The organism is Viridibacillus sp. d25.2, from assembly GCF_055456015.2.
The window spans coordinates 917865-931559 of record NZ_CM196652.1; the positions used below are offsets into that span (position 1 = coordinate 917865).

Here is a 13695-nt window from a genome sequence, read left to right on the forward strand (position 1 = left end):
CGATGAAGATTCAAGACTTAACAAATAATATATCCTTACAACGCCCTTTAGAGAGAGGCAACGAGGAGCAATTACAAACAGTTAGGGAAGTACTTGTCAATGTTCGTCAAAATGGTGATGCTGCTGTCAAAGAATATAGTGCCAAATGGGACGGCGTCTTGCTTAATGAACTGCGCGTGTCGCCGGAAGAAATAACTGAAGCAGTTAGCAGTATGGATGCCCAATTAATTGGAGATCTGAAAGACGCTGCTACGAATATTCGAGCATACCATGACAAGCAAAAACGGCAAGGTTTTCGTCTAGAATTAGAAAACAATTCTTGGTTAGGTCAACGTATTACCGCGTTAGCGGCTGTTGGACTTTATGTACCAGGTGGTTCAGCTGCTTATCCCTCATCTGTTTTAATGAATGTTATTCCAGCACAAGTAGCTGGTGTTGAACGCATCGTTTTAGTATCACCTCCAGGAAAAGACGGTAAGCTACCAGCTGCTGTTTTAACCGCAGCGTCTATTTTAGGAATAACAGAAATTTATAAAATTGGCGGCGCACAAGCAATTGGTGCCCTTGCTTACGGTACAGAATCTATTCATGCAGTTGATAAAATTACAGGACCAGGCAATATTTTTGTTGCATTAGCAAAACGTGAAGTGTTTGGGGACGTAGCTATTGATATGATTGCTGGACCAAGTGAAATTGCTATCATTGCAGATGAAAATGCATATGCAGATGAGATAGCAGCAGACTTATTATCTCAAGCGGAGCATGACCCGATGGCAAGTGCGATTTTAATTACAACGAGTAAAAGACTTGCTAAAGAAGTAGCGGAGGAAGTTGAAAATCAGTTAACATCATTACCGCGAAAAGCAATTGCACGTAAAGCAATCGAAAACTTTGGCTGTATTTATATAGCTGAGACACTCGCTGATGCTGTGCAAGCTATCAATCAATTAGCACCAGAGCATTTAGAAATTGTTACTAACAACGCTGAAGCTGTTGCTGAGCAAATACGAAATGCGGGCGCTATTTTTATCGGGCGCTATAGTTCAGAGCCAGTAGGAGATTATTTTGCAGGCACAAATCACGTGTTACCGACTAATAGTACAGCACGTTTTGCTAGTGGTTTAAATGTTGATGACTTTATAAAAAAAACAAGCGTTGTTTATTATACAAAAGAAACTTGGGCACAAAATTCGGCGAAAATAGCTAGACTTGCAAGACTAGAAGGATTAGAAGCTCATGCCAGAGCAGTAGAGTCTAGAGGTTGGGATAAAGGAGATGAATCAAGTGGAGGCGACTAACAAGCGTTTTGCAAAAATTGAACGAAAAACAAATGAAACTCAGATTGCAGTAGAAATTAATTTAGATGGTGAGGGGAAATCGACTATTTCAACTGGTGTTCCTTTTATGGACCATATGTTAGATCTGTTTATGAAACATGGTTTATTTGACGGTTCTATTACTGCAAATGGTGATATATATATTGATGACCACCATACAACCGAGGATTTAGGTATTGTTTTAGGTCAAGCAATTAAAGAAGCGTTAGGTGATAAAAAAGGTATTAAGCGCTACGGTAACGCATTTGTGCCAATGGATGATGCATTAGCGCAAGTTGTCATTGATTGTTCAAACCGTCCACACTTAGAATTCCGAGTAGAAATCCCAACAGACAAAGTTGGTACTTTTGATACCGAGCTAGTGCATGAATTTTTGTGGAAATTTGCATTAGAGGCACGTATGAATGTTCATGTCATCGTTCCTTATGGGCACAATGCTCATCATATTATAGAAGCGATCTTCAAAGCATTAGCTAGAGCGCTTGATGATGCGGTATCGATTGATCCACGCGTGAAAGGTATACCGTCCACTAAGGGGCTGTTAACATGAAAATTGGCATAATCGATTATGGTATGGGGAATTTATTTAGCGTTGAACAGGCTATTAAGCGCTTAGGCTATGAGGTTTTAGTATCTACTAATAAAGAAGAGCTACTAGCAACAGATGCCCTTATTTTACCGGGGGTTGGTGCTTTCCAAGATGCTATGAAAAGACTACAAGAAACGAATTTGGTTTCACTAATAAATGAGTCAGAAAAAAGTAATAAACCTTTACTAGGTATTTGCTTAGGTATGCAATTATTATTTCAAGAAAGCGCAGAAAATGGCGGTGGCAAAGGACTAGGTATTTTCACAGGGAAAATTGCGCGCTTTGGTGGGATTAATGATGATGGTAGACCTTATCGAGTACCACATATGGGATGGAACGGACTACAATTTGCTAGACGTCCAGAATGGTTACAAGAAAATGAAATGACAGGTGATCGTTTCGTATATTTTGTTCATTCATATTTCGCAACTAATATGAATCAAGCAGACTTAGTTGCATTTGCTCATTATGGCGATGAACAAGTGCCCGGTATTGTACAAAAAGGCTCAATTACAGGTATGCAATTTCATCCTGAAAAATCAAGTGAATTCGGAGTACTATTATTGAAACAATGGTTAGATGGTGTGAAAAAAGGAGTTGTCGTGTAATGGGTTCTATTCAAGTTTTCCCAGCAATCGATATGAGAGGTGGCAAATGCGTACGCTTATTTAAAGGTGATTACGCACAAGAAATAGTATATGCTAACTCACCATTTGAAATGGCAAAAAGCTTTGCAGATGCAGGTGCAAGCTTTATACATATGGTCGATTTAGACGGGGCAAAAGATGGTGAGCGTACACATGCAGCTGAAGTAATACGTGTTGCAAAAGAATTACCTTTGAAAGTACAAATTGGTGGTGGTATTCGTTCTGAGGAGGATATCCGATTCTATCTTGAAAATGGTGTGGATCGCGTGATAATTGGTAGTCTAGCAATTCGTGAACCGGAGCTAGTCGCAAGCTTTATAAAAGAGTTTGGGGCAGAACGCATTGTCATTGGGCTAGATGCAAAGGATGGCATGGTAGCAACACACGGTTGGCTTGAAACGTCTAACAAATCCGCTATTGAAGTAGGTCAATACTTTGCACAGGCTGGCGCAAAGTATTTTATCTTCACTGATATTGCAACAGATGGTACTTTAGCCGGTCCAAACATTGCTGCTAATGTAAAACTTGCTGAAGCGACAAAAGCTGTAATTATCGTATCTGGTGGGATTAGTTCACTTGAAGATATTCAGCAAGTGAAAGAGGCGGCACAACATTCAACAGTAAGTGGCGTTATTATTGGCAAAGCCCTTTACGCAGGTCGATTTACATTAACAGAGGCACTTAAGGAGGCGGAATAATGCTTACGAAACGAATTATTCCATGTCTTGATGTTAAGGAAGGTCGCGTTGTAAAAGGTGTCCAATTCGTCTCATTACGAGATGCTGGTGATCCTGTAGAGCTTGCTAAGTTTTATAATGAACAAGGTGCAGATGAACTTGTTTTTTTAGATATTTCGGCTTCGCATGAAGGTTGTGAAACGATGGTTGATGTGGTACGACAAACAGCATCTACTTTAGCGATTCCTTTTACAGTTGGAGGCGGTATTCGAACACTTGAAGATATGAAACGACTTCTGCGTGCAGGTGCAGATAAAGTGTCAGTTAATTCGTCTGCATTGCAACGTCCAGAGCTTATTAAAGAAGGTTCAGATTACTTCGGAGCACAATGTATCGTTGTGGCAATTGATGCTAAGTGGAGTGAAGAAGAAGGCACTTGGATGGTATACACGCACGGAGGTCGAAACAAAACAGAATGGCAAGCAGTGGCTTGGGCGAAAGAAGCAGTAAGACTTGGCGCGGGTGAATTACTTGTCACAAGCATGGATCAAGATGGAGAGAAAAATGGTTTTGATCTACCCTTAACAAAAGCAATCCGTGAAGCAGTCAATGTACCATTAATTGCTAGTGGTGGTGCAGGAAATGCAGAACACTTTTACGATGTTTTACAACAAGTAGATGCAGATGCTGCATTAGCGGCTTCTATATTTCACTATAAAGAAACAAGTGTCGCAGAAGTGAAAAATGAATTGCGACAAAAGGGAGTGTTCGTGAGATGATAGAAAACCTTCAATTTGACGAAAAAGGTTTGATTACTACGGTAGTACAAGATGCACAAACGAAAGAAATATTAACAGTTGCATACATGAACAAAGAATCTTTAAAAAGAACTTTAACAACAGGAGAAACATGGTTTTATAGTCGTTCTCGTCAAGAGTTATGGCATAAAGGAGAAACAAGTGGAAACACACAAAAAGTGATAGCTATTCGTGCCGATTGTGATCAAGATGCACTAATTGTAGAAGTTTTACCGGTAGGACCCGCATGTCATATCGGTACGACCAGTTGCTTTACGGAAATCCTTAAAGAAAAATCAGCAAATGTGGGTTCTTTAGATATTATTACGGAACTTCGTAGTGTCATTCAAAACCGTGAAAAAGAAATGCCTGAGGGTGCATATACAACTTACCTATTTAATGAAGGTGTCGATAAAATTTGTAAAAAAGTCGGTGAGGAAGCAACAGAGGTTGTTATTGCTTCAAAAAACCGCGATATGGAAGAGTTAAAATGGGAGACAGCGGATTTAATGTATCATCTATTGGTACTATTACAAGAGCAAAAACTAGATTTCTTTGAAGTTTTAGGTGTACTTCAAAAGCGCCATGAGCAACATTAAATATGTTATAATGAAGGATACTAGAGTATAAGGGACGTTCTATACGTTCCTTATTTTTTTCGGAGGAATTTTTTTGGAAAAAAAACGTAAACTAAAACCGCGAGAAAATGTCGTATCTTTTATTCCAGATGGAAATTTTTATTATAATAAAGCATTACAAGCGTTAGATCGAGAGCAATTTGATAAGGCGCATAAATACTTACAAAGAGCAGCAGAACTTAGTCCTGATGATTCACTTATATTAATGCAATATGGCGTCATTAAAATGGAGCTCGAACAGCATGATCATGCTTTAGAGCTATTAAGAAAAGCACATGTAATTGACCCTGATGAGCCGGAGATTGTATTGTTTTTAGCTGAAGTTTCTGCTCATCTTGGTATGTCAGATGAAGCTGGAAAATACGCAAAGCTTTATCTAGAATTAGATCAACAAGGTGTCTATGCTGAAGAAGCGCTTGAAATTATCGACTTCTCTGAGCAAATGAAAGAGCAACCAACAGCTGAGGAACCACAAGACTCAGAGGTTGTGTATTTACAAGAAAAGGCTCGCCGTATGATGGAAGAGGGAAATTTTAAAGAGGCCATCGAGCAATTTGAAGAGATCATTCAAGCTAACCCAGATTTCTGGGCAGCATATAATAATTTATCCCTTGCTTATTTTTATCTAGGAGAGGCTGAACAAGCAAGAGCTTTATTACATCAAGTGTTAAAAGGGAATTTTGGTAATTTACATGCGCTATGTAATTTAACGGTTATGGCTTATTACGAAAAAAATAAAGAAGAATTGGACGAGCTTCTTGAGTTGTTAGTGAAAATCCAGCCATACTCATTTGACCATCGATATAAATTAGGCGCTACACTGGCTCTTGTTGGGCGTTATGAGGAAGCTTATAAATGGCTACGTAGCTTGCAAAAACGTGGGTTTGAAGGCGATCCTGGATTTTACTTTTGGTTATCGCATGCGGCTTATTTTTCAGGCAGAAAAGCTGTTGGGAAAAGTGCTTGGAAAAAATTATTAGAAATCGATCCTGATAAGGATGGCTTTGAACCATGGGCACATGAAAGCCGTGTGACAAATCCAAATGCCATCGAGCAAAATCGCGAATATATCGTTGAAAAGCTTGAAAGTAAATATCGAAGTGATCGATTGTTTGGTCTTTATTTATTAGGGAAAACAATTCATAAACAAGAAATTATTGCACATCCTAGTTGGATAGATGTCGATGAATATTCTTCTATGGAAAAGCTCTTCCTAGCCTATGCACTCGATCATGAATTTGATGCGCAGGATAAAAGTATCGTACCGTTTTTAAGAGCAATGGAAGCATCTGATATTTTATATAGGCAATCCATGCCTATTACAATGCCTTCCACATTTTTGTTCCAAATGTGGTTCGTATTATGCGAAAGAGCATTAGATGATAATTATCATTTTAAAAATCCAAAAGCACTTGCAGCAGCAACGGATTATATGTATAAATCTTCACGTATGAAAAGTGTAACTAAAAAATCAATTGCAGAAGCATATGGAGTAACAGCGGCTACTTTAACGAAATATGTGAACGAATTAATACGTTTTTTACCTGTGTTTGACGCGTAAATGTCGAAATGGTAAGCAGAATTATTGAACGTACACCAGTTATCCTCTACCATGGATATTAAATATAATGAAATGCTTTATAAGATCTAGGAGGAACAGATATGTCAGAAGAAAAAATTTATGATGTAGTTATTATTGGAGCAGGTCCAGCTGGAATGACAGCTGCCGTTTATACATCTCGTGCCAACCTGTCTACATTAATGCTAGAACGCGGTATTCCAGGCGGACAAATGGCTAATACTGAAGAAGTTGAAAACTATCCAGGTTTCGATTCTATTTTAGGACCTGAATTATCTACTAAAATGTTCGACCATGCGAAAAAATTTGGTGCTGAATACGCTTATGGCGATGTTACCGAAATTATAGATGGCGAAGATTATAAAAAAATTAAAGCAGGCTCAAAAGAATTTAAAACTCGTGCTATCATCATTACTACAGGTGCTGAGTACAAAAAAATGGGCGTACCTGGTGAAAAAGAACTTGGTGGCCGTGGCGTAAGTTATTGTGCAGTATGTGACGGAGCATTCTTTAAAAATAAAAACTTAGTTGTTGTCGGTGGAGGAGACTCTGCTGTTGAAGAAGGAATTTACTTAACGCGCTTTGCAGAAAAAGTAACAATTGTTCACCGTCGTGATAAATTACGTGCCCAAAAAATCATTCAAGATCGTGCATTTGCAAATGATAAAATTGATTTTATCTGGAACAATACTGTTAAACAAGTGAATGAAGAAAACGGTAAAGTAGGTAGTGTAACGCTTGTTTCTACAGTGGATGGTACTGAACAAGAATTTGCTGCTGATGGTGTATTCATTTATATCGGAATGTTACCATTAACAAAACCATTTGAGGGCTTAGGAATCTTAAATGAAGCTGGATATATCCCAACAAATGAAGAGATGGAAACAACTGTTCCTGGTATCTTCGCTGCTGGTGACGTACGTGAAAAAACATTACGTCAAATCGTAACTGCAACTGGTGATGGTAGTATTGCAGCTCAAGCAGTACAACATTATATTGAAATGTTGAAAGAAAAAATTAGTAATTAATTGCTAATTTTAACGTCTTCTTAACATAGCTGTAACTCATTTGCAATATAATAAGGGTATAGTTGTAAGTGCAATAACCCCCTATTAAGATAGATATATTGGTAAGGCTGTTTCGCGGTATTTTGCCGTTAGAAGCAGCCTCTTTTTTTATACATAATGGATATATAGTTTTGAAAAAGGGACTAGTCTAGTGAAAACATGTGAAATCACTGTCCTTGCGTACATATTTTTGTACGCTAATGGATTACAATGTATAATAATGATTAAAAGTTTACAATGATTTGGAGTGTCGTGAGTGCAGAGAATAGCAAATTTAATTGTTAAAAAAGATAACAAAATTCTTTTACTGAAAAAACCACGACGAGGCTGGTATGTTGCGCCGGGTGGTAAAATAGAGAGTGGAGAGTCTATCTATATAGCTGCTAACCGTGAATTCCGGGAAGAAACGGGGACAACTCCTTTAAACCCGCATCTAAAAGGTATATATACAATGGTGATAAAGAATGATCAAGATATTGTAAATGAGTGGATGCTCTTTACTTTTGTTGCAGAGGGCTTAGAAGGCACGCCTTATGAAGATACAGTTGAAGGTGTCCTAGAATGGCATCCAATTGAAAGTTTGCACCATTTGCCTATGGCTGAAGGAGATCGTACTAATCTATTGTTTGCAGTATACGAAAAAGGCATGCAATATGGTACTTTTACTTATACAGAAGACTTTGAACTATTAAATGAAACAATTCAAATTTCAACTGAAGGAGATGGCGTATGATGCCTAGTACTCAACAGGTTAATGAATTGATCATTATTACAGGGATGTCAGGAGCAGGTAAAACGGTCGTAATCCAAAGTTTTGAAGACTTAGGTTTCTACTGCATCGATAACTTACCTCCTGCATTACTACCCACTTTTTTAACTCTAATGAAAGAATCAAAAAAAGAATTTTCTCGTATTGCAGCTGTGATGGATTTAAGAGGTGGTGATTTCTTTTCGTCACTAATTGATGCATTAGAGCAAATCGAGAAACAAGATTTAGTAGCGACAAAAATTTTGTTTTTAGATGCAGATAACGAAACACTGGTGAGACGTTATAAAGAAACACGTCGCTCACATCCACTTGCTCCTGCTGGTGGATTGCCGTTAGAAGGGATTCATCATGAAAGAGAATTACTTGCTGAAGTGAAACAGAAAGCACAATTTATATATAATACATCAAGTATGAAACCTCGAGAGTTGCGTGAGCGAATTATTGCGCAATTTTCAGGTGTAAATTCTCGAAGATTTACAGTGAATGTTATGTCATTTGGCTTTAAGCATGGCCTCCCAATTGACGCAGACTTAGTATTTGATGTGCGTTTTTTACCAAATCCTTATTATGTGGAAAGTTTACGGGCTAAAACAGGACTAGAGAAGGACGTATCATCGTATGTTCTAAAATATGAAGAAGCGCAGACGTTAATAAAAAAACTGACGGATTTATTTGAATTTATGGTGCCTCTTTATAAAAAAGAGGGTAAAACACAACTCATTATTGCATTTGGTTGCACGGGTGGGCAGCATCGCTCTGTTACTTTAGCCGAATATTTTGGTGATTATTTGAATAAAGATGTGCCAACGGTTATTACGCATCGCGATATTGCGAAAAGAAAGGGCTAATTCTATGGGGAAAAGAAATGCGCGAGTCGTCATTCTTGGAGGAGGAACTGGATTATCAACTCTTTTACGAGGTTTGAAAAAGTTTCCGATTGATATAACCGCCATTGTGACGGTAGCGGATGATGGAGGGAGCTCTGGTAGATTAAGAGATGACTATGAAATACCGCCACCAGGTGATGTTCGTAATGTCATTGCTGCACTATCTGGAGTTGAACCTCTGGTAGAAGAAATGTTCCAATATCGATTTTCAGCATCGGATGATTTAAGTGGTCATTCACTTGGAAATTTAATGTTAACTGCATTAACGGAGATCACAGGGGATTTTTCCCATGCGATACGAGAAATGAGCCGTGTCTTAAATGTGCATGGTAAAGTATTGCCAGCAGCAAATCAAAGAATTACCCTTTTTGCTGAGCTAATTGATGGTACAATTGTAAAAGGTGAATCTAAAATCCCGACATTCAATACGGGCATCAAAAGGATCTTTTTGTCGCCTGAGGATGTGAAGCCGCTACCAGAATCTGTAAGCGCAATCAAAAAAGCAGATATTATTATTATAGGTCCTGGAAGCTTATACACAAGTATCTTACCGAACTTGTTAGTAGATGATATCCATAAGGCCATTATTAGTGCTAAGGGAAAGAAAGTCTATATTTGCAATCTCATGACGCAAGCAGGGGAAACACAAAATTTCACGGCATCGGACCATGTACAAGCATTAAATGATCATGTAGGGCAACCTTTTATCGAAACGATTCTAATTAATAAAGAAGAGGTTCCTGCATCTGTACGAGCGGCTTATAAAGAAGAAGAAGCAGAGCCGGTTTATTTTGATGTTGAAGCATTAGAACAAATGGGCATCCAAGTCGTGAAAAAAGAAATTGCTACAATTCATGATGGTGTTGTACGACATGAAGCCTCAAAGGTTGCTGAATGGTTAGTTGAGTACGCACATTCTTTAAATAATGATATAAAAATGATATAAAATCCGTTATTTTATATAAATTATGATAGAGAGGGGGATTAATATGTCATTTGCTTCAGAAACAAAAAAAGAATTAACGCAAGTTGAAGCAGGCGATACAGGCTTAAAAGCAGAATTATCTGCCCTCATTCGAATGAATGGTTCTCTGTCATTTGCAAATCGTCAACTTAGTCTTGATATTCAAACTGAAAATGCAGCAATTGCACGAAGAATCTATACAGTTATGAAGAAGTTTTATAGTTATAGAGTAGAGCTTCTTGTTCGAAAGAAAATGCGTTTAAAGAAGAATAATGTTTATATCTGTCGTGTTAGAGAAGGTGCAAAAGAAATTTTGGAGGATTTAGAGATTGTCTCTGGAAATTTTTTGTTCAATCATACAATCTCAGATGAGTTAGTAGATACAACAAATAGTAAACGTTCATATTTAAGAGGTGCATTTTTAGCTGGTGGCTCCGTTAATAATCCGGAAACATCTGCGTATCACTTAGAGGTGTATTCATTGTACAAAGAGCACGGTGAGGCACTTGCTGATTTAATGAATAATTTCGATTTAAATGCAAAAACAATCGAAAGAAAAAAAGGATTTGTCACATACTTAAAAGAGGCTGAGAAAATTTCGGACTTTTTAAGTTTAGTAGGTGCACATCAGGCCATGATGAAGTTTGAAGATGTGCGCATTGTACGTGACATGAGAAATAGTGTGAATCGACTTGTGAACTGTGAAACGGCCAACTTAAACAAAACGATTGGTGCAGCTGTGCGCCAAGTAGAAAATATCCGATATATCGATCATAGTATTGGTATTGATCAACTACCTGAGAAGCTTAGAGAGATTGCACGATTACGTGTGGAATATCAAGAAGTAACATTAAAAGAACTTGGTGAAATGGTATCAGCAGGTAGCGTTAGTAAATCAGGTGTCAATCATCGCCTTCGTAAAATTGACGATATTGCTGAAGCATTACGTCGAGGTGAAGCAGTGAAGCTTTAATGGAATGAAAATGCACGGATCATGAATATACAAGTAATTAGTAGGAGGAGTAAAACGAATGGCAGAACAACAAGTAGAAGTAAAACTTAAATCAGGATTACAGGCAAGGCAAGCAGCCCTGTTTGTACAAGAAGCAAATCGCTACTCTGCGGATGTATTTTTGACAAAAGATAATAAAAAAGTAAATGCGAAAAGTATTATGGGTATTATGAGTTTAGCTGTTGCAAAAGGATCTAAAGTTATTTTAACTGCAGATGGTGCTGATGAAGCACTTGCATTAGAAGGCTTAGTAAAACTAATTCAATCTGCGGATTAAATGAATAAAATATAAAAACCGCTATTCTCATCTTTGAACTGCCCCGTAAAAGTTAGACACCACTCTAACTTTTACGGGGGTTTTTTATGACAAAAGTAAGTGCTGAACAACGTATTCAAGCAGTTCAACGATACTTAAATGGATATGAATCCATGAGTGAAATCGCGAAAGATATCGGAATCACAAAACGGGTTGTCAGTGAATGGGTTCGCCGTTATAAAGAAAATGGTGTAGAGACTTTCTTAAAGTCCTATACAAAATATTCCGCTGAATATAAAATGAATGTACTAAATTATATGAACGAAACAGGTACATCTTCAATTGACGCAGCTGCACTATTTAACATTTCATCTCCTGGCATGATTCGAAAATGGCGAAGGAAGTTTGAGTTTGGTGGTTATGATGCCCTTGTTTCTAAGAAAAAGGGGCGTCCATCCATGAAAAAAGAAACAAAAAGAACAACGAAACCAACATCAGCTAAAGGATCTGTCGGGGCATTAGAGGCACGTATAAAACAATTAGAAATGGAGAATGCGTACTTAAAAAAGTTGAATGCTTTAGTTCAAATGCAAGAAAAATTACCAATCAAATCAAAGCGCAAGTAATTTATGAACTAAAGGAAATCTATGAAGTAGTGGAATTAATCAAAGTCGCTGATATTCCACGTAGCACGTATTATTATTGGGAAAAGCGTTTGAATCGTACTGATAAATACGCGGATGTAAAAGTCGCAATTCATTCCATTTACCATGAACATAAGGGACGTTATGGTTATCGTCGGATTGCCAAAGAATTGAAAAAATACGGCTTTCATCATGATCCTAAAACGATTAACTGTTTGATGAATGCCCTTGGCATAAAATGTGCAGTCCGTATGAAGAAATATCGTTCGTATAAAGGAAATGTCGGGAAAACTGCCCCAAACATATTACAACGTGATTTTACAGCGGAGAAGATGAACGAGAAATGGGTAACAGACGTGACAGAGTTCCATCTATTTGGTGAGAAACGCTATTTATCACCGGTACTTGATTTGTGTAATGGTGAAATCATTGCCTACACGGTAATGAATCGTCCAGTGTATAAACTAGTCCATGATATGTTAGAACAAGCATTGGAGCGCCTTCAATCAGGTAATCAAGTCATCCTTCATTCGGACCAAGGTTGGCACTATCGAATGCAAAAGTATCAACGAACATTAAAGCAACATGGAATTACGCAGAGTATGTCCCGTAAGGGCAATTGTTTGGACAACGCAGTCATCGAAAACTTCTTTGGCTTATTAAAATCTGAACTCCTTTACCTACAAGAATTTGAATCCATGGCACATTTTGAACAGGAGCTCGCAGATTATATTCACTATTACAATCACAAACGAATGAAGGAAAAATTAAAAGACCTAAGCCCGGTGGAATACCGAACTCAGGTCTTAGAAGCTGCTTAACTAAATATGTCTAACTTTCTTGGGTCAGATCACTTGTGAGAATGGCGGTTTTTAGGTGTTTATTTAATTTCGTTACGTTCAAAAATTTGATCGATTAAACCGTATTCTTTCGCACGCTCAGCTGTCATGAAATTATCGCGATCTGTATCTCTTGCTAAAACTTCAATTGGTTGACCTGTACGTTCAGCTAAAATACCGTTTAGTTTTTCGCGAAGGAATAAAATGCGTTTTGCAGCAATTTCAATTTCAGTCGCTTGACCTTGTGCACCACCAAGTGGTTGGTGAATCATAACTTCTGCGTTTGGTAATGCGAAGCGTTTACCTTTTTCACCAGCAGCAAGTAAGAAAGCACCCATAGATGCAGCCATACCGATACAAATTGTTTGTACATTTGGTTTGATAAATTGCATAGTATCGTAGATTGCCATACCAGCTGTAATGCTACCACCAGGGCTGTTGATGTATAGAGAAATATCTTTCTCTGGATCTTCAGCTTCAAGGAATAGTAGTTGAGCAACAATTGCGTTTGCAACGTTGTCATCGATAGCACTACCTAATAAAATAATACGGTCTTTCAATAAGCGTGAGTAAATGTCATAAGCACGTTCACCGCGGTTTGTCTGTTCAATAACTGTAGGGATTAAGTTCATAAGAATATCCTCCTTAAAAGGTAAATTCAATTTTCCTGTATAAAAGCAATTTGCTTCTATTGTCTCTTTATCATACACATTATGGTCAAGGAAGGTCAAATAATTCGAATCCAATATTCCAATGGTTGAATTGTTTTAGTTTCCTTTGTATAATAGTAAAGTCGCAGTTGATGAATTGCCCTCGTAGTGTAATGGATAACATATAAGATTCCGGTTCTTAGGCTGGGGGTTCGATTCCCTCCGAGGGCGTAAATAAAATGCACTTTTAACATCTATGTCGTTATTTAAATAGCGACATAGATGTTTTTGTATGATGGGCTCCATTAATGATAATATGCCCAAATCAATAGAATAATAAACT

At 37.8% G+C, this 13695-nt stretch carries 15 protein-coding genes and 1 tRNA gene; 15 read left to right on the plus strand and 1 reads right to left on the minus strand.

Annotated features, from left to right (window positions below; all coding sequences use genetic code 11):
• Positions 1-2: 2 nt before the first annotated feature.
• The 14 genes from hisD (at position 3) to ACZLO7_RS04595 (ending at position 12684) form a co-directional block, all read left to right on the plus strand.
• Positions 3-1298 carry a histidinol dehydrogenase gene (gene hisD / locus ACZLO7_RS04530; protein WP_464938802.1) on the plus strand — a complete coding sequence of 432 codons (1296 nt, stop codon included), beginning with the start codon at positions 3-5 and terminating at the stop codon, positions 1296-1298.
• A complete protein-coding gene (gene hisB, locus ACZLO7_RS04535; RefSeq protein ID WP_464938803.1) occupies positions 1276-1887 on the plus strand; it encodes an imidazoleglycerol-phosphate dehydratase HisB in 612 nt (203 codons plus the stop codon). Before hisD ends, hisB begins: the two co-directional genes overlap by 23 nt.
• Positions 1884-2534 carry an imidazole glycerol phosphate synthase subunit HisH gene (gene hisH, locus ACZLO7_RS04540; protein ID WP_464938804.1) on the plus strand — a complete coding sequence of 217 codons (651 nt, stop codon included), beginning with the start codon at positions 1884-1886 and terminating at the stop codon, positions 2532-2534. The genes hisB and hisH overlap by 4 nt, the downstream gene beginning before the upstream one ends.
• Positions 2534-3271, plus strand: coding sequence for a 1-(5-phosphoribosyl)-5-[(5-phosphoribosylamino)methylideneamino]imidazole-4-carboxamide isomerase (hisA, locus tag ACZLO7_RS04545; protein ID WP_464938805.1), 738 nt, complete (start codon positions 2534-2536; stop codon positions 3269-3271). The genes hisH and hisA overlap by 1 nt, the downstream gene beginning before the upstream one ends.
• Positions 3271-4029, plus strand: a complete 759-nt coding sequence (gene hisF / locus ACZLO7_RS04550; protein ID WP_464938806.1) for an imidazole glycerol phosphate synthase subunit HisF — start codon at positions 3271-3273, stop codon at positions 4027-4029. The genes hisA and hisF overlap by 1 nt, the downstream gene beginning before the upstream one ends.
• Entirely contained in the window at positions 4026-4646 is a 621-nt protein-coding gene (gene hisIE, locus ACZLO7_RS04555) for a bifunctional phosphoribosyl-AMP cyclohydrolase/phosphoribosyl-ATP diphosphatase HisIE (protein WP_464938807.1), read from the plus strand. The genes hisF and hisIE overlap by 4 nt, the downstream gene beginning before the upstream one ends.
• 73 nt (positions 4647-4719) lie before the next feature.
• The gene (locus ACZLO7_RS04560) at positions 4720-6246 is read left to right on the plus strand and encodes a tetratricopeptide repeat protein (RefSeq protein ID WP_464938808.1); all 1527 of its coding nucleotides are present in this window, start codon (positions 4720-4722) and stop codon (positions 6244-6246) included.
• Positions 6247-6347: 101 nt separating this feature from the next.
• A complete protein-coding gene (trxB, locus tag ACZLO7_RS04565; protein ID WP_464938809.1) occupies positions 6348-7292 on the plus strand; it encodes a thioredoxin-disulfide reductase in 945 nt (314 codons plus the stop codon).
• Between the two features lie 295 nt (positions 7293-7587).
• Positions 7588-8064: an NUDIX domain-containing protein gene (locus tag ACZLO7_RS04570; protein ID WP_464938810.1), complete on the plus strand. Its 477-nt coding sequence runs from the start codon at positions 7588-7590 to the stop codon at positions 8062-8064.
• Positions 8064-8948 (plus strand): RNase adapter RapZ, encoded by an 885-nt coding sequence (gene rapZ / locus ACZLO7_RS04575; RefSeq protein WP_464938825.1) that lies wholly within the window; start codon positions 8064-8066, stop codon positions 8946-8948. The genes ACZLO7_RS04570 and rapZ overlap by 1 nt, the downstream gene beginning before the upstream one ends.
• 4 nt (positions 8949-8952) lie before the next feature.
• Positions 8953-9933 carry a gluconeogenesis morphogenetic factor MgfK gene (gene mgfK, locus ACZLO7_RS04580; RefSeq protein ID WP_464938811.1) on the plus strand — a complete coding sequence of 327 codons (981 nt, stop codon included), beginning with the start codon at positions 8953-8955 and terminating at the stop codon, positions 9931-9933.
• A 43-nt stretch (positions 9934-9976) separates the two neighbouring features.
• Positions 9977-10924, plus strand: a complete 948-nt coding sequence (gene whiA, locus ACZLO7_RS04585) for a DNA-binding protein WhiA (protein ID WP_464938812.1) — start codon at positions 9977-9979, stop codon at positions 10922-10924.
• Positions 10925-10982: 58 nt separating this feature from the next.
• Positions 10983-11240, plus strand: coding sequence for an HPr family phosphocarrier protein (locus ACZLO7_RS04590; protein ID WP_464938813.1), 258 nt, complete (start codon positions 10983-10985; stop codon positions 11238-11240).
• An 86-nt stretch (positions 11241-11326) separates the two neighbouring features.
• Positions 11327-12684 (plus strand): IS3 family transposase gene (locus ACZLO7_RS04595; protein WP_511261369.1). Its coding sequence is split into 2 segments (ribosomal slippage): positions 11327-11780 and positions 11780-12684, totalling 1359 coding nucleotides; the frame shifts between segments, so codons are not numbered across the junction.
• A gap of 59 nt (positions 12685-12743) precedes the next feature.
• Here ACZLO7_RS04595 and clpP read toward each other — a convergent pair.
• The gene (gene clpP / locus ACZLO7_RS04600; protein WP_427753092.1) at positions 12744-13334 is read right to left on the minus strand and encodes an ATP-dependent Clp endopeptidase proteolytic subunit ClpP; all 591 of its coding nucleotides are present in this window, start codon (positions 13332-13334) and stop codon (positions 12744-12746) included.
• A gap of 177 nt (positions 13335-13511) precedes the next feature.
• Here clpP and ACZLO7_RS04605 point away from each other — a divergent pair.
• Positions 13512-13583 (plus strand) — tRNA-Arg (locus ACZLO7_RS04605).
• The last annotated feature ends 112 nt before the right edge of the window (positions 13584-13695 follow it).